Below are 18,799 nucleotides of genomic sequence, written 5' to 3' on the forward strand. Positions count from 1 at the left end.
TGGGCACGCTCGGGGCCTCAAGTCAGCGAGCCGAAGTCGGTCGCACCAGCCCTCTCCCCCGACTCCTCGCGCTCGCGTTGCACGAGATGAGCGGCCAAGGCCTCCAAGTTCTGATGCACCCGCGTGCCAGGCACTTGGGCCGCCAAGGCCGCCACCTGCTCATCGCTGAGCCCCTCGCAGCGGCCCGTGCGCAGCAGATGCGGCTCACAGCCGACGGCATGCGCGGCCTGCAAGTCACGCACCGTGTCACCGGCCACGACGATTTCTTGCAAAGGCACGCCGAAGCGTTCACTGATGCGCAGCAACAGCCCCGGGGCCGGCTTGCGGCAGTCGCAACCGTCCTCGGGGGTGTGCGGGCAGATGAACACCGCGTCGATGCGCCCGCCATGACGGGCCAACAGCTCGTTCATCCGCTGGTGCACGGCATTCAGGCCGGCCATGTCGAGCAACCCCGTGCCCAGCCCGGGTTGGTTGGTGGCCACCACCACATGCCAGCCGGCATGGTTCAGCCGAGCCACGGCATCCAGCGCGCCGGGCAGCGGTTCCCATTCCTCAGGCTGGGCCACATGCTCGGTGCGGTAACGGTTGAGCACGCCGTCGCGGCCGAGCACGACGAGCTTGAGCTGGCGTTCCACGGGGCGCGGTGCGGGCATGGACAGCTCCTCAGGCCGCCGCCAGACGCGACAGATCGGCCACGCGGTTCATCGCCGCATGCAGCAGCGCCAGCAAACCCAGACGGTTGGCACGCAATGCCGCGTCCTCGGCATTGACCATCACTTGGTCGAAGAAAGTATCCACCGGAACCTTCAGCGCGGCCAGCACCTGCAACGAGCCGGTGTAATCGCCTTGCTCGAAGGCCGCATCGGCTTGCGGCCGCACGGCCTGCAAGGCCTCGTGCAGCCCGGCTTCGGCCGGCTCGCGCAACAAGCTCACATCCACCTTCGGTTCGATCGCTGCATCGGCCTTCTTCAAGATGTTGCCCACCCGCTTGTTGGCCGCGGCCAGCGCCTGCGCCTCGGGCAAGCCAACGAAGGCGCGCACGGCCGCCAGGCGCCGCGGCACCTCGCCCAAGCGGCCAGGGCGCAAGGCCAGCACCGCCTCGACCTCCTGCGCGGTGTAGCCCTGCTCGCGCAAGGAGACGGCCAACCGGTCGTAAATGAAGTCCAGCAAGGCCCCGCGTGGATCGTTGATGCGCGATCCAAACACCGGCACCGCAGCGGCCACCAGATCGGGCAATTGCAAAGGCAGGTTCTTCTCGATCAGCAAACGCACCACGCCCAGCGCATGTCGGCGCAGCGCAAACGGGTCTTTGTCGCCGCTGGGCAACTGGCCGATGCCAAACAGGCCCACCAGCGTCTCCAGCTTGTCGGCCAAGGCCAGCACCGTGCCGGTGTGATTGCGCGGCAAGGCATCCCCGGCAAACCGCGGCTTGTAGTGGTCTTCGATGGCAAGGGCCACGCCATCGTGCAGCCCCTCATGGCGCGCGTAATAGCCGCCCATGATGCCCTGCAGCTCTGGAAACTCGCCCACCATGTCGGTGAGCAGATCGGCCTTGGCCAAGCGAGCCGCCTGCTGCACCTGGCTGTCCAGCCCATCGAACTCGTCCTTGGCCTCGGCGGTGGACGGCACGGTGGCCTGACGCAGCTGGTCGACGATGGCATGGGCAATGGCCTGCACACGCTGCGTGCGCTCACCCTGGCTGCCCAGCTTGCCGTGATAGACCACCTTGTCCAGACCCGGCACGCGCGACTCCAAGGTCTTCTTGCGGTCTTGGTCGTAGAAGAACTTGGCATCGGCCAGGCGCGGACGCACCACCCGTTCGTTGCCGCCGATCACCGCACTGGGGTCTTCGGGGCTGATGTTGCTCACCACGAGGAAGCGGTTGGTCAGCCGGCCCTGGGCGTCCAGCAAGGGGAAGTACTTCTGATTGGCCTTCATCGTGAGGATGAGGCATTCTTGCGGCACCTCGAGGAACTCCGGCTCGAACTGGCCCACCAGCACATTGGGGCGTTCCACCAGGGCCGTGACTTCGTCGAGCAGCGCCTCGTCGTCCACCGGGCGCACACCGCCGCCGAGCCGGGCGGCCGCTTCGCCGAGCTGGCGCACGATCTCGGCGCGACGCGCCTCGAAACTGGCGATCACCGCCCCGTCGTGGCGCATTTGCTCCGGGTAGCTGTCGGCTTCGCGGATCACCACCGGATCGACGCGGGCCTCGAAACGGTGACCCCGGGTCTGACGGCCAGCCTTCAAGCCCAGGGCCTGCACGGGCACCACGTCGCTGCCCCACAACGCCACCAGGGCGTGCGCCGGACGCACGAAATGCACGCTCGTCCATCCATCGGCGAGCTGGTAGCTCATCAGTTTGGGAATGGGCAGCTTGGCAATGGCCTCGTCCAGGGCCTTTTGCAAACCTTCGGCCAGCGCCACACCGGGCACCACACTGTCATGGAACAGCACCTCGGCCTTGCCATCATGCACCCGCTGGAGCCGATCGACCACGCTGGCGTCCAGCCCCAAAGACTCGAGCTTTTTCAGCAGGGCCGGTGTGGGCCGGCCCTCGGCGGTCAGCCCCACGGACACCGGCATCAGCTTGCGCTGCACCGGACGGTCGGCCGCCCGCTCGGCCACTGCCTCCACCCGCACCGCCAAGCGTCGCGGCGTGGCAAACGGGGTGGGCACCACGGCCGCATCCACCAGACCCTGGGCCTTGAGGCTGTCGGTCAACACGGTGGCGAAGGCCTCGCCCAGTTTCTTCAGCGCCTTCGGAGGCAGCTCCTCCACGAAGAGCTCGACCAGCAAATTTTTCTTCGTCGTCATCTCAGGCAGCCTTTTTCTCCAGCTGAGCCAGCACCTCTTGGGCCCATTGACGCGGCGCCAACGGGAAGCCCAAGCGGGCGCGGCTGTCGAGATAGCTCTGCGCCACGGCACGGGCGAGATTGCGGATGCGGCCGATGTACGCAGCGCGCTCGGTCACGCTGATGGCCCCGCGCGCATCCAGCAGGTTGAACGTGTGCGCCGCCTTGAGCACCTGCTCATACGCCGGCAGGGCCAGCTGCTGGGCCATCAGGTGCTGCGCCTGGCGCTCATGCGCCGCAAAGGCGGTGAGCAAGAACTCCACGTCGCTGTGCTCGAAGTTGTAGGCCGACTGCTCTTGTTCGTTTTGCAGGTAGACATCGCCATAGGTCAGACCGTCGGTCCAGACGAGCTTGTAGACGTTGTCCACGCCCTGCAGGTACATCGCCAAGCGCTCCAGGCCATAGGTGATCTCACCGGTCAGGGGCTTGCAGTCGATGCCACCGACTTGCTGGAAGTAGGTGAACTGCGTGACCTCCATGCCATTGAGCCACACCTCCCAGCCCAGCCCCCAGGCGCCCAGCGTGGGGTTTTCCCAGTCGTCCTCGACGAAGCGGACGTCGTTCTTTTTCAAGTCGAAGCCCAGGGCCTCGAGCGAGCCCAGGTATAGCTCCAAGATGTTCTGCGGGGCCGGCTTGAGCACCACTTGGTACTGATAGTAGTGTTGCAAGCGGTTGGGGTTCTCGCCATAGCGCCCATCCTTGGGGCGTCGGCTGGGCTGCACGTAGGCAGCTTTCCAGGGCTCGGGGCCAATGGCGCGCAAGAAGGTGGCCGTGTGGCTGGTGCCAGCGCCCACCTCCATGTCATAGGGCTGCAGCAGGGCGCAGCCCTGGGCGGCCCAGTAGTCATGCAGGCGCGCGATGAGTTGCTGGAAGGTCAGCATGGTCTGAACGATCGATGTGCGGGCATGGGGCCGCGTGCATGGCGCATCGGCCCCGGCGAAACGAACCCTTGATTCTAGGCGGCCGCCCGGGATGTCCCGGCGCGCCACACCGCCAGCCCCCACAGCCCGGCGGCCAAGACGACCCAAGGCCACAGGCCCAAGGCCGCCACCCAGCGGGCGTAAGGCGTGCTGCCCAAGCGCCCCTCGACCTCGCCCACCAACACCCCGCGAACATGCGGGGCCAGCGCATGCGTCACCCGCCCGCGATGGTCGATGATGGCCGTGGCCCCGGTGTTGGTGGCACGCACCAGCGGCCGCTGGAATTCCAATGCGCGCAGCCGCGAGATCTGCAAATGCTGATCGACCGCCTGCGTCGGGCCGAACCAAGCAATGTTGCTGACGTTGGCAATGGCCGTGGCCTGCTCTGGGCCCACGAAATTGGCCGCCAGCTCCTCGCCGAACAAGTCCTCGTAGCAGATGGTGGGGCGAATGCGCTGGCCATCGAACACGAAAGGCCGGCTGTGGCGTCCGCGGGTGAAGTCGCCCAGCGGCATGTTCATCATGTCCACGAACCAACGAAACCCTGGCGGCACGAACTCACCAAAAGGCACCAGGTGGATCTTGTCGTAGCGATACATCGGCTGGCCCGGCGCCAGTCCGGCCACCGAGTTGGTATAGCCCTCGGTGAAGTCGCCCAGCGGCACCCCAATCAGCGCTGCCACCGACCCCTGCGTGAAATGCGCTTGCAGGGCCTGCCAGTAGCCCTCGGGCTGTTGTGCAGGCAGCAAAGGGATGGCCGTCTCGGGGGCCACCACCAGCGCGGTGCGTGCAGCCACCAGTTCGCGCCCCAGCCATTCGAGAGCGGCGGGCAAGTGCTCGGCCGAAAATTTTTCGTCCTGGGCCACGTTGGGCTGCAGCAGCGTGACCTCGAATCGACCGGCCGGCCGGGTGAAATCCGCTGGCGCCAACGCCGCGGCCAGCACCAGCAGCAGCGGCATGCCCGCCGCCGCGAGCCGGCCCCACACCGGGCGGCGCGCGCCGACCAGCGCCACGGCCAGGGCCGCCGCCAACCAAGCCGCCACGAAGCCCATGCCATAGACCCCGACCCACGGCGCCAAGGCCGCCAGCGGCCCATCGCTGTGGGCGTACCCGGAGGCCAGCCAGGGAAACCCGGTGAACAGCACCCCGCGGGCCAGCTCGGCCAGCAGCCAACCCGCGGCAAACAGCAGGGCGTCGGCGACCGGGCGCCCGCTGCGCCAGCGCGCCACCGCCGCCATGGCCACCCCCAAATACAGCGCCAAGGCCGCCGCCAAGGCCGCCACGGCCAAGGCCGACAACCAAGCCGGCAAGCCGCCATAGCGGTGCATGCTGATGAACAGCCACCACACGCCACCGGCCAACCAGGAAAAGCCGAAGCACCAGCCCCACCAGGCGGCACGGCGCGCGCTGGGCGCACGCATCACCCCCCAGGCCAAGACCGCCGTGGCCAGCAGCTGCACAGCCCAGCCCTGGCGTGGCGCGAAAGCCTGGGCATGGGCCCAACCGGCCAACAGCGCAACCAGCGCGCCCAATGACGCCGACATCAGGCCTCGGACGCCGCAGCGGCCTGCGGCGCCTCGGGGCTGCGCGTCACCTTGAACCAGCGCACCGCACCGGACCGGGTGAGCATCACCGAAAACCGCAGGCCGCCGATATCGACCACTTCGCCACGCCGTGGCACATGGCCCAGCTCATGGGCCACCAAACCGCCGATGGTGTCGAACTCGTCCTCGGGCAGTTGGGTGCCGAAAGCCTCGTTGACGGTTTCGATGTCGGCATCGCCGGCCACGCGCTGGCTGCCGTCGGCCAGGGTGTAGATGCCGTTGTGCGCGTCTTCCTCGTCGAATTCATCCTCGATTTCGCCGACGATTTCCTCCAGCACGTCTTCGATCGTGATCAGGCCGGCGATCTTGCCGAATTCGTCCACCACCAGCGCCAAATGATTGCGGTTGGAGCGAAAGTCGCGCAGCAGCTCGTTCAAGCGTTTGGATTCAGGCACGAAGACGGCCGGACGCAACAGCGTGCGCAGCTTGAGCTCGGGGGCGCGCTGCAGCTTGAGCAAGTCCTTGGCCAGCAAGATGCCGATGATGTTCTGGCGATCGCCTTCGAATACCGGAAAGCGCGAGTGCGCCGTCTCGATCACGGTGCTCAGCAGCTCCTCGTAGGGCGCGTTGATGTCCAGCACATCCATGCGCGCAGCGGCCACCATCACGTCGCCGGCGGTCATGTCGGCCATGCGCAACACCCCTTCGAGCATGAGCCGCGACTCGGGTTCGATCAGCTCGCGGTCTTCGGCCTCGGCCAGGGTCTCGTACAGTTCGTCCTTGGAGTCCGGGCCCGGCGAGAGCAACTCGACCAGGCGTTCGAAAAAATTGCGCTTGTCGCCCGTGGGGCGTCCGCAGCGTCGAGGGTGAGGGTCGGGCATCGCTTGCGCGAAAAGTTCAGATCACGCCAAAGGATACCCCAGCCCCGTGACAAGCCGCATCCAGACCGGCCAAAGGCTTGACAAGGCCGATACACTCAGCCCAAGCCTTGAAATCTGGGCCTGCCCCCTCACATAGGGGCACGCTCTTGTCGCGAAGGATTCCATCATGAGCCTCATTCCCGCCACCATCCTCACCGGCTTCCTGGGCAGCGGCAAAACCACGCTGCTCAAGCGCGTGCTGCACGAAGCCCACGGCCAGAAGATCGCCGTGATCGAAAACGAGTTCGGCGAGGAAAACATCGACACCGACATCCTGGTGGCCGACACGCAGGAGCAGATCATCCAGATGAGCAATGGCTGCATCTGCTGCACCATCCGAGAAGATCTGCGCTCCACCTTGTCGGACCTGGCGGCCAAGCGCCGCCGGGGCGAGCTGCAATTCGACCGGGTGGTGATCGAGACCACCGGCCTGGCCGACCCCGGCCCCGTCGCCCAGACCTTCTTCATGGACGACGAGATCGCCGAGAGCTATCTGCTGGACTCCATTCTCACCCTGGTGGACGCCAAGCATGCCCCGCAGCAGCTCGACACCCGCCAGGAGGCCCGCCGCCAAGTGGGCTTTGCCGACCAGATCTTCATCAGCAAGACCGATCTGGTCGAACCCGAGGCCGTGGAGGCACTGGCCCACCGCCTCAAGCACATGAACCCCCGCGCGCCGCAGCGCCGCGTCCACTTCGGCGAGGTTCCCATTGCCGAAGTCTTCGACCTGCGCGGCTTCAACCTCAACGCCAAGCTCGAGATCGATCCGGACTTCCTGAAGGAAGACGATCACGACCATCACCACGACCATGATCACGACCATGACCATGGCGAACACTGCAATCACCCGCACCACCACCATCACGACGATGACGTGAAGTCTTTCGTCTTCCGCTCGGACCGGCCCTTCCACCCGGCCAAGTTGGAAGACTTTCTCGGTGCGATCGTGCAGATTTACGGCCCGCGCATGCTGCGTTACAAGGGCGTGCTGCACATGCAAGGCACCGACCGCAAAGTGATCTTCCAGGGCGTGCACCAGCTCATGGGCAGCGACCTGGGCCCGAAGTGGGCCGAGGGCGAGCCTCGCACCAGCAAGATGGTGTTCATCGGGCTGGATCTGCCGCAAGACATCTTCCGTCAAGGCTTGGAACAATGTCTCGTCTGACCCACGTGCGCGCCTGGCGCGGGAAAACTCCCACGCACGACGGCGCCAGATCGCTACAATCCGCGGCGCCCTTGGGGAGTCCCCGGGGCCGAAAGGTCTCTGGAGCGGCCGCGTCCCAGGGTTCTTTTTCCCCGATGACAACGAGAGCAGGTATATAACTGCCATAGCGAGGAGATGGAACGTGAGCAAAACCCAGGCCCAGCGAGCCCCTGCAGCCAAAACGGCGGCCAAGAAGACCGCGGCCCCGGCTCGCGCCGAGGCTGCCCCGGCCGCCAAGAAGACCAGCCCCACGGCCGCCCCAGCCAAGGTGGCGGCCAAGAAGGCCCAGGCGAGTCCTGCGCGCGGCCCGCAAGCGAGCGCATCGGCCGCTGCCGGCTCGGCCAAGACCGCCGCCGCGCCGAAGACAGCGCCCCGGCGGCCTGAGCCCCCGGCCAGCGTGGCGGTGCCGGCCGCCGAGCCCGCCGCTCCCAGCCCCAGCCCGGCCAAGGCCTTTTCCCAGGCTTCCTCCGGGCCAGCGTCCCATTCAGCCACCATGAACAAGTCCAACGACGTCCTCGACGCCCCCCGCACCAGCCTCACCTCGCCCGACCCCAAGCTCGCCGAAGCTTGGAAGACCAAGGCCGGCAAAGACCTCACCGATGCCGAGGTGCTGGCCATGCCCGAGTCGGAATACATGAATGAAAAGCAGCTCGAGTTCTTCCGCCACAAGCTGCTGGCGCTCAAGGAAGACCTGCTGAGCAATGCCGGGGAAACCACCGAGCACCTGCGCGAAGACACTTCGATCGTGCCCGACCCGGCCGACCGGGCGACCATCGAGGAAGAGCACGCCCTGGAGCTGCGCACCCGCGACCGTGAACGCAAGCTGCTGAAGAAAATCGCCCAGGCCCTGGCCCGTATCGACTCCGGGGAATACGGTTATTGTGACGAAACTGGCGAACCCATCGGCCTGGGCCGCCTGATCGCGCGGCCAACCGCTACACTGTCTCTCGAAGCCCAGCAACGCCGCGAGCTGAAACAAAAGATGTTCGGAGACTGAACGGCTCCGTGCCCCCTGGTCATGCCGGATTCCAAGGACAACGCCCCCAGTTTTATCCGCAAGGTCGTGCGGTTCGTCACCAATCCGACGACCGATTGGGCCGAGCTGAGCCAGCCTTCGACCGAATCGCGGGAAAGCGAATATGCCAAGTCCGAGCTGAAGGCCATGATCGAGCGCAAGCGGCGCAACGATTTCGTGCGCAAGCGTGAATTCGACATGCTGCGCAAGGTGCGCCGCGAAGGCCTTACCGATGCCAACGCAGGCCTGCTCGATGCCTCCTCGAACCTCGACGAGTTGGACCTGCGTGGTGTGCAGGCACGTTCCGACGTGGTCGAAGTCAAGGCCAAGATCGACGAAATCGAGCAACAGATGGTCGGCGAAGCCATCGGCACGCGGCGCTCGGCATCGTTCTACAACGCGCCGACCCAGCCTGTGGCGCTGGATGGCCCCTCGACCCGCTCGCTGCGGGCCGAACCCGCCGAGGGGCCCAGCGGTGCCGGCGCCTTCGTCGGTGTGGCGGCCGAGCCGCCCGCGGTGGTCGTGGACGCGGCCCAAGCGCCACCGACCCCAGCCCCTTCTGCCGCCGCGGCGGTGCCCCCCGCGCCGGCGATGCTGGGCGAGGGCTTTGCGGTGGAAGTCAACGAGGTGGTCCACGATCCCGAGCTCGACGAGGCGGTGATCGCCTTCGCCAATGCCGACTTCGACGCCTGCGAGCAGGCCTTGGCCGCCATGGTCAGGCCCGGGGCCAGCCGCGCGCAGCATGCCGACACCTGGATGGTGCTGTTCGATCTGTACCGCGCCACCGGCCAGCAGGCCAAGTTCGAAAGCCTGGCGCTGGACTATGCCCAGCAATTCGGCTGGTCGGCCCCGCAGTGGTTCTCGTTGCCGCGCATGGTGGCCGAAGCCGCCGCCGAAGAAACGCCCAAGGCGGGCACGGCCCGCTTGGAAGGCCCCATCGGCTGGACCTGCCCCGCAGAGCTCGATGTCGAGGCCGTCGCCCGACTGCGCTCGCAAAGCCTGCAAATGCCCCTGCCCTGGGTGCTGGACTGGAGCCCGCTGCGCCGCGTGGACGCCGAGGCCGCCGCCCAGTTGAGCGAGCTGTTGCGCCACTGGGCGCGCGAGCCGCTGGAAATGCACTGGCTGGGCGGCGAGCACTTGCTGCACGTGCTGGGCGATGCCGCCCCCACCGGCGTTCGCGATGCGGACCCGGCCCTGTGGCTGCTGCGGCTGGATGTATTGCGCTTGGTCAACCGCCCCGACCAGTTCGACGAAGTGGCCATCGACTACTGCGTCACCTATGAGGTCTCGCCCCCGTCCTGGGAGTCCGCGCGCTGCGTGGTCAAGCTCGGCAGCACGGAGGCCCGGCCATCGGCGTCGGCGGCCCCGTTGTCGGTGGTCAGTGACGTGTCCACCAGCTTCGTCGAATCCCAAGTCGCCGACGAAGCGCTCGTGCAAATGGCCTCGCTGGAATTGTCGGGCCAGCTGGTGGGCGACATCTCCGAAACACTCTCGAGCCTGGAGAGCCGCCTGGGCAAGGCCTCGATCGTCAATGTTTCATGCAGCCGCCTCATTCGGGTGGACTTCATCGCCGCTGGCGACCTGCTCAACTGGGTGCTCAACCGTCGCAACGAAAATCGCCACATCGTCTTCGACGACACCCATCGGCTGGTGGCGCTGTTTTTCGGTGCGATGGGCATCACCGAACACGCCCGAGTCAAGGTGCGCAACATCTGAGCCGGCGCGCCGCGCCGCCGCGACTGCCCCTGCCAAGGGGCATTCGAGGCATTTGATCCACCGTGCGCCCCCGTGCTTGAATCTTCACTCTCTCACCCCATCTGAGCTCGTTCATGGAATCCTTTCACGGCACCACCATCGTCAGCGTGCGCCGCGGCCACCAAGTGGCCCTGGGCGGCGACGGCCAAGTCACGCTGGGCCACATCGTCGTCAAGGCCTCCGCCCGTAAAGTGCGCAAGCTCTACCGCGACCAAGTGTTGGCGGGCTTTGCCGGCGCCACGGCCGACGCCTTCACGCTGTTCGAGCGCTTCGAGGCCAAGCTCGAAAAGCACCAAGGGCATCTGGTGCGTGCGGCCATCGAACTCACCAAGGATTGGCGCACCGACCGCGTGTTGCGCCGCCTGGAAGCCATGCTGGCGGTGGCCGACCGGCACAGCTCACTCATCATCACCGGCAATGGCGACGTGCTCGAGCCCGAACACGGCATCATCGCCATCGGTTCAGGCGGGGCCTATGCGCAGGCCGCCGCCCGCGCACTGCTCGAACACACCGAGCTGAGCGCCTCCGACATCGTCAAGAAGTCGCTCGACATCGCCGGCGACCTGTGCATCTACACCAATCACCACCACTGCATCGAGGTGCTGGAATGAGTGCCATGACGCCCCAGGAGATCGTCTCCGAACTCGACCGCCACATCATCGGTCAGCACAAAGCCAAGCGCTCAGTGGCCATTGCCCTGCGCAACCGCTGGCGCCGCCAGCAGGTGGACGAAAAGCTGCGCCCCGAAATCACCCCCAAGAACATCTTGATGATCGGCCCCACCGGGGTGGGCAAAACCGAGATCGCGCGCCGCTTGGCCCGGCTGGCCGATGCCCCCTTCATCAAGGTGGAGGCCACCAAGTTCACCGAAGTGGGCTATGTGGGCAAAGACGTGGACTCCATCATCCGCGACCTGGTGGACATGTCAGTGAAGCAAACGCGCGAAGCCGAGATGCGCAAACTGCGCTCACGAGCCGAAGACGCCGCCGAAGAGCGCATCCTGGACGTGCTGGTGCCTGCCCCGCGCAGCGACTTCGGCCTCAGCGCATCCACCAGCAGCGACAGCCCTGCCCGCCAGACCATGCGCAAGCGCCTGCGCGAAGGGCAGCTCGATGACAAGGAAATCGAAATCGAAGTGGCCGACCCGCGCCCCACGCTGGAGATCATGGGCCCGCCCGGCATGGAGGAGATGACCGAACAGTTGCGCGGCCTGTTTTCTCAGTTCGGTGCGGGCAAACGCAAAACCCGCAAGCTCAAGATTGCCGAAGCGATGAAGCTCTTGGTGGACGAAGAAGCCGCCAAGCTGATCAATGAGGACGACATCCGCGCCCGGGCCGTGGCCAATGCCGAGCAAAACGGCATCGTCTTCATCGACGAAATCGACAAAGTGGCTTCGCGCTCGGACGTGGGCGGCGCCGATGTCTCGCGCCAAGGCGTGCAACGGGACCTGCTGCCGCTGGTGGAAGGCACCACCGTCAACACCAAGTACGGCATGGTCAAGACCGACCACATCCTGTTCATCGCCTCGGGGGCTTTCCACCTCAGCAAGCCCAGCGACCTCATCCCCGAGCTGCAAGGGCGCTTTCCGATCCGTGTCGAGCTCGAACCGCTGTCGGTGCAGGACTTCGAGGCCATCCTCACCCAAACCCATGCCAGTCTGACGCGGCAATACCAGGCCTTGCTCGCCACCGAAGGCGTGAACCTGGAATTCACGCCCGAGGGCATTCGTCGCATCGCCCAAATCGCCTACGAAGTGAACGACCGCACCGAAAACATCGGCGCGCGCCGCCTGTCCACCGTGCTGGAAAAACTGCTCGACGAGGTCTCGTTCGAGGCCAGCCGGCTCGAAGGCCAGACCGTCACCATCGACGCGGCCTACGTGGATGCGCGCTTGGGCGAGTTGGCCAAGGACGAAGACTTGTCGCGCTACATCCTCTGAGCCCGACGAGCTCAGAGGGCCCGTTTGGCCTGCGCACGGCGCTGCGCAATGTGCAGCAGGCCATCGAAGATCAGCGTCTCGACCAGCTCGAATGTCTGGCCCAGATAAGGCGCCATCTTCCATCCCGCCCCCCCGGTGAGCCAACATGAAGGCGGCTCGCCGCAACGTTCAGCCAAGTTGCGGTACATCCGATCGATCGCCCCGGCGATCGCAAACGTGCCCCCGGTGGTCAGCGCATCGCTGGTGTTGGTGGGGAAGTCGCACACCTCGCCGGTGGGCACGCGCAGGCCGGCCGTGCCACTTTCCAAGGCGCGCAACATGATGCCGTGCCCCGGCAAAATGAGCCCTCCGAGGAAGTGGCCGCTCGCATCCAGGGCATCGACCGTCACGGCCGTGCCCACCATCACCACCAAGGCCGGACGTGGCCGCCCCCGGTTGAGCAAGTGCCAGCGTGCGCCGATCATGGCCACCCACCGATCGGCCCCCAAACGTGAGGGGTGGTCGTAGCCATTGGTCACGTCGTCCTCTTGACTGCTAGCGACCACCCACACCGGCGCAAAGTCCCACAGTTCCTCGATTTGTTCTTCGACACGGCGACGCACCGCATCGCTGGCCACGCAGCAGCCGATCATCGCCTGCGGGGCCGGCAGGTCTTTCCACTCGTCTTCGGCCAAGGTGTCGATGTTCTCGATGAACACCGCCCCATGCGCCAGCAAACGCGCCCCAGGCTGCATGGCGTCGTAGACGGCCCACTTCAGGCGCGTGTTGCCGATGTCGATGGCAAGAAAGCTCATGGGGTGGCATTATGGGTGCGATGGGCGCCCAGCGCCCATCCCCCGCCAGGAGATGTCATGCCCCTGCCCCGCTTCCCGGCCCTGACCGATCCGCGCTTCGAAGGCTGGCATTTCGATCAAGCCGATGGCCGCGAAACGCTCGCCCCGGTGCGCTTGGATCGGCTCCCCCCCGAGGCCAAGCCCTTCAGCGGTGGATCCAAAGACGAGGATCGGGCGCGCCTGGACGCCTTGAGCCAAGAACTCGACACGCTGCAAGAGCTTTTTCATGCCGACGGGCGCTATAAGCTGTTGGTGGTGCTGCAGGGCATGGACACCAGCGGCAAAGACGGCACGATACGCAGCGTGTTTGGCCGCATGAGTCCGCTGGGCGTGCACGCCGTGGCCTTCAAAGCGCCCACCCGCACCGAACTCGCCTACGACCACCTCTGGCGCGTGCATCAGCGTGTGCCTGGCGCCGGCCAGATCGTGATCTTCAATCGCAGTCACTACGAAGACGTGCTGGTGCCGGTGGTCGAAGGCTGGATCGATGCAAGCCAGACTCAGCGCCGCTACCGGCAGCTGTGCGACTTCGAGCGCCTGTTGTTCGAAACCGGCACGATCATCGTCAAGTGCATGCTGCACCTCTCGAAAGACGAGCAAAAACGCCGCTTGCAAGCCCGTCTGGACGACCCGCGCAAGCTTTGGAAGTTCGACCCGCAGGACTTGCGCGCCCGCGCCCGCTGGGTCGAGTACCAGCATGCCTACGAAGCCGCCCTGGCGGCCACCGCCACCCCCTGGGCGCCGTGGACCGTCATTGCGGCCGACTCCAAAACCCATCGCAATCTGATGGTCGCCACGCTGATCCGTGAGGTGCTCATGAGCCTGGAGCTGCGCTACCCGCGCCCCGACTTCGACCCCAAGCGCCTGCGCATCGACTGAAACCCTAGGGTTAACCATAGGCTGGCCGCATCAGGGGGCCGGAACGCCGCACTTTGATGGCATGATTGACGTTGACGTAAACGTCAATTTGCCCTTCCTCTCACGAGGCCGTACCGAGATGACCGATCTTTCTGCCGAATACCGGGCCCTGGCCGCGTACCGCCCCAAGCACAAAGTGCGTTTCGTCACCGCTGCCTCGCTGTTCGACGGCCATGACGCCTCGATCAACATCATGCGCCGCATCCTGATGAGCATGGGCGCCGAGGTGATCCATCTGGGGCACAACCGCTCGGTGGACGAAGTGGTGACCGCCGCCTTGCAAGAAGATGCTCACGGCATCGCCGTCAGCTCCTACCAAGGCGGGCATGTCGAATACTTCAAGTACATGGTGGACCTGCTGCGCCAGCGGGGTGGCGAGCACATCCAGGTCTTTGGCGGCGGTGGCGGCGTCATCGTGCCGGCCGAAATCCGCGAATTGCAGGACTACGGCGTGGCCCGCATCTACAGCCCCGAAGATGGCCAGCGCATGGGGCTGCAGGGCATGATCGGCGAGATGCTGATGCACGCGGACCAGGATCTCTCGGTGCATGCCCCACGAGAACTGTCGGCGCTGCAGGGGCATGGCGATGCCGCCTGGCGGGCGCTGGCACGGCTCATCACCGCGCTGGAGGCCGAAGCAGCGCCTGCTGGGCTGCGCGAGGCGTTGCACCAGTGTGCCGCGCAGGCGCGCATTCCCGTGCTGGGCATCACCGGCACGGGCGGTGCGGGCAAGTCCAGCCTCACCGACGAGCTGATTCGTCGCTTGCGCCTGGACCAAGACGATGCGCTGCGCATCGCCGTCATCAGCATCGACCCCAGCCGACGCAAGAGTGGCGGCGCCCTGCTGGGCGACCGCATCCGCATGAACGCCATCGGCCCTTGGCAACAGGGGCAGCGCGTGTACATGCGCAGCCTGGCCACGCGCGAGGCCGGCAGCGAGATCAGCCAAGCCTTGCCCGACGTGATCGCCGCCTGCAAGGCCGCCGGCTTCGACTTGATCATCGTCGAGACCTCCGGCATCGGTCAGGGCGACGCGGCCATCGTGCCGCACGTGGACGTGCCGCTGTACGTGATGACGCCCGAGTTCGGCGCCGCCAGCCAGCTCGAAAAAATCGACATGCTCGACTTCGCCGAATTCGTGGCGATCAACAAATTCGACCGCAAGGGCGCGTTGGACGCCTTGCGCGACGTGGCCAAGCAAGTGCAGCGCAACCGCGAGGCCTTCGGTCAGCGGCCCGAAGACATGCCGGTGTTCGGCACCATGGCCAGCCGTTTCAACGACGATGGCGTCACCGCGTTGTACCAGGCGCTGCGGCCGCGCTTGGCCGAATTGGGCTTGCCGGTCAAGGAAGGGCGGCTGCCGGCGGTGCGCACGCGCCACAGCACCCACCAGAACCCCATCGTGCCGCCGGCACGCTCGCGCTACCTGGCCGAAATCGCCGACACGGTGCGCGGCTACAAGGCGCGGGTGCGTCGCCAGGCCGCGCTGGCCCGCGAAATCCAGCAGCTGCGTGAATCGGCCCGCATGCTCAAAGAGGCCATTCCCGAAAAGCACAAGGCCGTGGCCGCCCTGCTCGAACAGGCCGAGCTGCGAGAAGCTCAGCTCGAGCCGGCCGCACGCAAGCTGCTGGCCCAATGGCCACAGATGCAGCAAGCCTACGCGGGTGACGAGTACGTCGTGAAGATCCGCGACAAAGAGATCCGCACCTCGCTCGTGCACACCACGCTGTCGGGCAACAAAATCCGCAAAGTCGTGCTGCCCAAGTACGAAGACCACGGCGAGCTGCTCAAGTGGCTGATGCTGGAAAACGTCCCCGGCTCGTTCCCCTACACGGCTGGCGTGTTCGCCTTCAAACGCGAGGGCGAAGACCCCACCCGCATGTTCGCCGGCGAAGGCGACCCGGCGCGCACCAACCGGCGCTTCAAGCTGCTGTCCGAGGGCATGCCGGCCAAGCGGCTGTCCACCGCCTTCGACTCGGTCACGCTCTACGGTGCCGACCCCGACCCGCGCCCGGACATCTACGGCAAGGTCGGCAACTCGGGGGTGAGCATCGCCACGCTGGACGACATGAAAGTGCTCTACAGCGGCTTCGACCTGTGCCACCCGAGCACCTCGGTGTCGATGACCATCAACGGCCCGGCGCCCACGATCTTGGCGATGTTCTTCAACACCGCCATCGACCAGCAACTCGACAAATTCCGCGCCGACAACGGCCGCGAGCCCACCGACGACGAAGCCCAGAAGATCCGCCAGTGGGTGCTGGAAAACGTGCGCGGCACCGTGCAGGCCGACATCCTCAAAGAAGACCAGGGCCAAAACACCTGCATCTTCTCCACCGAGTTCAGCCTGAAGGTCATGGGCGACATCCAGGAGTACTTCGTGCACCACAAGGTGCGCAACTTCTACTCGGTGTCGATTTCCGGCTACCACATCGCCGAGGCGGGGGCCAACCCGATCAGCCAGCTGGCCTTCACGCTGGCCAATGGCTTGACCTATGTGGAGGCGTACTTGGCGCGCGGCATGCACATCGACGATTTCGCGCCCAATCTGTCCTTCTTCTTCAGCAATGGCATGGACCCGGAATACACCGTGCTGGGCCGCGTGGCGCGCCGCATCTGGGCCGTGGCGATGAAGGAAAAATACGGCGCCAACGAGCGCAGCCAAAAGCTCAAATACCACATCCAAACCAGCGGCCGCTCGCTGCACGCGCAGGAAATCGCCTTCAACGACATCCGCACCACGCTGCAGGCGCTCATTGCCATCTACGACAACTGCAACAGCCTGCACACCAACGCCTACGACGAGGCCATCACCACGCCCACTGAGGAATCGGTGCGCCGCGCCATGGCCATCCAGCTCATCATCAACCGCGAGTGGGGGCTGGCCAAGAACGAAAACCCCAACCAAGGCGCCTTCATCATCGAGGAACTCACCGAGCTGGTGGAAGAAGCGGTGCTGGCCGAGTTCGAGAAAATCGCCGAACGCGGCGGCGTGCTGGGCGCCATGGAAACCGGCTACCAACGCAGCAAGATCCAGGAAGAATCGCTGCACTACGAAATGCTCAAGCACACCGGCGAGTTGCCCATCATCGGGGTGAACACCTTCCGCAACCCGCATGGCGACCCCATCCCCGAATCGCTGGAGCTGGCGCGCTCCACCGAAGAAGAAAAGCAGTCGCAACTGCGGCGCTTGCAAGACTTCCACGCCCGCCATGCCCACGAAGCCCCGGCCATGCTGCAGCGCCTCAAGCAGGCCGTGATCGACAACCGCAATGTCTTCGAAGTGCTGATGGATGCCGTGCGTTGCTGCTCGCTGGGCCAGATCACCCAAGCGCTGTTCGAGGTGGGCGGGCAGTACCGGCGCAACATGTGAGCCGCTGGCCGCTCGATCCCCTTGCTGCGGGGTTGCCGGCCGGCGCGGCGGCTTCACAATGGCTGGCGTGATGTTTGCTGCGCTTCGAGTCCCCGTGGGGTGGCTGGCCCTGGCCGCTGGGCCGGCGCTGGCTGGGGTGGATCCAGCCACCGGCCGCTGGGCGCCGGGCATTGGCGACCCCACCGTGATGGGCTGGCTGACCGTGCTGGCCTACCTGGGTGCGGCCGCGCTGGCCTGGGTGAACCTGCAAGCAGCCCGCCGCACCCGCATGCCCTGGCGCTATTGGGCGGCCCTGTCTGCGCTGATGAGCCTGCTGGCGCTCAACAAGCAACTGGATCTGCAAACCTGGTTCACCCAGTTCGGGCGCGACCTGGCCCTGGCCCAAGGCTGGTACGAACAGCGCCGCCTCGTGCAAGTCGGCTTCATCGCCGCGTTGGCCGGCGCAGCGGCCGTCGTCGCGGTGCTGCAATGGCGCCAATGGCGCCACCTCTGGCAAGGCTATCGCCTCAGCGCCGTGGGCGTGACCCTGCTGCTGACCTTCATCGTGATGCGCGCGGCCACCTTCCATCACATCGACCAATGGCTAGGCTGGGGTTGGGGCGGCTTGGAGCTCAATCACCTGCTCGAACTGAGCGCCATTGCCTTGATTGCCGCCGGCGCCTGGCAATGGCGCCGTTTCCATCGCAAAACGGTGCGTGAGTTCTTCCTACGCCATCTCGGGCTGAAGCGCTGATGAGGGCGCTCAAGGCGTCAGTGAGCGGAACACCTGCCGCTGCAAGCCTTGCAAATCGAGCACCCGCACCCCGCCATACTCGATGCGGATCAGGCCCTGGGCTTGCAACACGTGCAGCGCCTCGTTGACCCGCTGGCGCGACAAGCCCACCAGCGCCCCCAACTCCTGCTGAGTGATGCGCAACAAGCTGCCCACGCCGGGATACAGCACCGGGTGAAACAAGGCCGCCAAGCTGCGCGCCACCCGAGCGTCCGGATCGTTCATGCGGTCGATCTCACGCGCGGCGATGAACTGGCCCAAGCGCTCGTTGAGCTGGCGCATCACGAAACGGTTGAACGGGATGCTGTTGTCCAGCAGCCAGTGGAAGGTCTCGATGTCCAGCCCGGCCACCAAACTCGCCCGCAAGGCCTGCACGTTGTACCGATAGGGCTCGCGTTTGAGCAGCGTCCCCTCACCGAACCACGCGCCCGGCGGCAGCCCGGTGAAGGTGATCGGCGTGCCGGCCGAAGAATCGTTGCTCATCTTCAGCAGACCGTCGATCACGCCGAACCAGTACGTCGGCGCTCGTCCGATGCGGCACACCAGCTCCCCCGGCTCGGCCCGCACCACCTGGATGCGAGCGGCAGCCAAGCGGCGCTCATGCTCATCCAAGTGCGCCAGCCAGGGCACATCGGCCAATTCGGCCTCGCTGGGCGCGCGAGCGCGGCGCAACAAAGCGCCAGTCGGTGGCAAATCCTGGGCCACGGCAGCACACACGGGTTATTCCCCACGGGGGCGACCCTAGGATTGT

15 protein-coding genes are annotated in these 18,799 nt (G+C 65.9%); 8 read left to right on the forward strand and 7 right to left on the reverse strand.

All coding sequences use genetic code 11. The features are described 5' to 3' along the window. Positions 1-17: 17 nt before the first annotated feature. The 5 genes from gmhB to F615_RS0105530 form a co-directional block, all read right to left on the reverse strand. Positions 18-653 (reverse strand): D-glycero-beta-D-manno-heptose 1,7-bisphosphate 7-phosphatase, encoded by a 636-nt coding sequence (gene gmhB / locus F615_RS0105510; protein WP_019560177.1) that lies wholly within the window; start codon positions 651-653, stop codon positions 18-20. A 10-nt stretch (positions 654-663) separates the two neighbouring features. Then, positions 664-2,817, reverse strand: a complete 2,154-nt coding sequence (gene glyS, locus F615_RS0105515) for a glycine--tRNA ligase subunit beta (RefSeq protein ID WP_019560178.1) — start codon at positions 2,815-2,817, stop codon at positions 664-666. 1 nt (position 2,818) lies between these two features. After that, complete coding sequence (glyQ, locus tag F615_RS0105520; RefSeq protein WP_019560179.1) at positions 2,819-3,736, reverse strand: glycine--tRNA ligase subunit alpha; 918 nt, start codon at positions 3,734-3,736, stop codon at positions 2,819-2,821. 74 nt (positions 3,737-3,810) lie between these two features. Next, positions 3,811-5,319 carry an apolipoprotein N-acyltransferase gene (lnt, locus tag F615_RS0105525; protein ID WP_019560180.1) on the reverse strand — a complete coding sequence of 503 codons (1,509 nt, stop codon included), beginning with the start codon at positions 5,317-5,319 and terminating at the stop codon, positions 3,811-3,813. Beyond that, complete coding sequence (locus tag F615_RS0105530; protein WP_019560181.1) at positions 5,319-6,200, reverse strand: CorC family transporter; 882 nt, start codon at positions 6,198-6,200, stop codon at positions 5,319-5,321. Before F615_RS0105530 ends, lnt begins: the two co-directional genes overlap by 1 nt. Positions 6,201-6,366: 166 nt before the next feature. Between F615_RS0105530 and F615_RS0105535 the strand changes: the two genes are divergently transcribed. The 5 genes from F615_RS0105535 to hslU all read left to right on the forward strand — a co-directional run bounded on the left by F615_RS0105535 (position 6,367) and on the right by hslU (position 12,152). Next, positions 6,367-7,404, forward strand: a complete 1,038-nt coding sequence (locus F615_RS0105535; RefSeq protein WP_019560182.1) for a CobW family GTP-binding protein — start codon at positions 6,367-6,369, stop codon at positions 7,402-7,404. 181 nt (positions 7,405-7,585) lie between these two features. Next, on the forward strand, positions 7,586-8,440 hold the full coding sequence (gene dksA / locus F615_RS19630) for an RNA polymerase-binding protein DksA (protein ID WP_019560183.1): 855 nt from the start codon (positions 7,586-7,588) through the stop codon (positions 8,438-8,440). 21 nt (positions 8,441-8,461) lie between these two features. Next, positions 8,462-10,174, forward strand: coding sequence for an STAS domain-containing protein (locus F615_RS0105545; protein WP_019560184.1), 1,713 nt, complete (start codon positions 8,462-8,464; stop codon positions 10,172-10,174). 113 nt (positions 10,175-10,287) lie between these two features. Further along, positions 10,288-10,824, forward strand: coding sequence for an ATP-dependent protease subunit HslV (gene hslV, locus F615_RS0105550; protein ID WP_019560185.1), 537 nt, complete (start codon positions 10,288-10,290; stop codon positions 10,822-10,824). Next, a complete protein-coding gene (gene hslU, locus F615_RS0105555; protein ID WP_026330060.1) occupies positions 10,821-12,152 on the forward strand; it encodes an ATP-dependent protease ATPase subunit HslU in 1,332 nt (443 codons plus the stop codon). The genes hslV and hslU overlap by 4 nt, the downstream gene beginning before the upstream one ends. An 11-nt stretch (positions 12,153-12,163) precedes the next feature. On the opposite strand, the gene F615_RS0105560 is transcribed toward hslU, so the two are convergent. Then, positions 12,164-12,946, reverse strand: coding sequence for a type III pantothenate kinase (locus F615_RS0105560; protein WP_019560187.1), 783 nt, complete (start codon positions 12,944-12,946; stop codon positions 12,164-12,166). Positions 12,947-13,003: 57 nt separating this feature from the next. Here F615_RS0105560 and F615_RS0105565 point away from each other — a divergent pair, with 57 nt between their 5' ends. From F615_RS0105565 to F615_RS17825, 3 genes are all read left to right on the forward strand, one after another. Further along, on the forward strand, positions 13,004-13,864 hold the full coding sequence (locus F615_RS0105565) for a PPK2 family polyphosphate kinase (protein ID WP_019560188.1): 861 nt from the start codon (positions 13,004-13,006) through the stop codon (positions 13,862-13,864). A gap of 118 nt (positions 13,865-13,982) precedes the next feature. Further along, the gene (gene icmF, locus F615_RS0105570; protein WP_019560189.1) at positions 13,983-17,276 is read left to right on the forward strand and encodes a fused isobutyryl-CoA mutase/GTPase IcmF; all 3,294 of its coding nucleotides are present in this window, start codon (positions 13,983-13,985) and stop codon (positions 17,274-17,276) included. Between the two features lie 70 nt (positions 17,277-17,346). Next, entirely contained in the window at positions 17,347-18,009 is a 663-nt protein-coding gene (locus F615_RS17825) for a hypothetical protein (protein WP_051090189.1), read from the forward strand. Positions 18,010-18,018: 9 nt separating this feature from the next. On the opposite strand, the gene F615_RS0105580 is transcribed toward F615_RS17825, so the two are convergent. Then, positions 18,019-18,765, reverse strand: a complete 747-nt coding sequence (locus tag F615_RS0105580) for a Crp/Fnr family transcriptional regulator (RefSeq protein WP_019560191.1) — start codon at positions 18,763-18,765, stop codon at positions 18,019-18,021. Positions 18,766-18,799: the final 34 nt, after the last annotated feature.

This window comes from Caldimonas manganoxidans ATCC BAA-369 (genome assembly GCF_000381125.1).
Lineage (GTDB): Bacteria > Pseudomonadota > Gammaproteobacteria > Burkholderiales > Burkholderiaceae_C > Caldimonas > Caldimonas manganoxidans.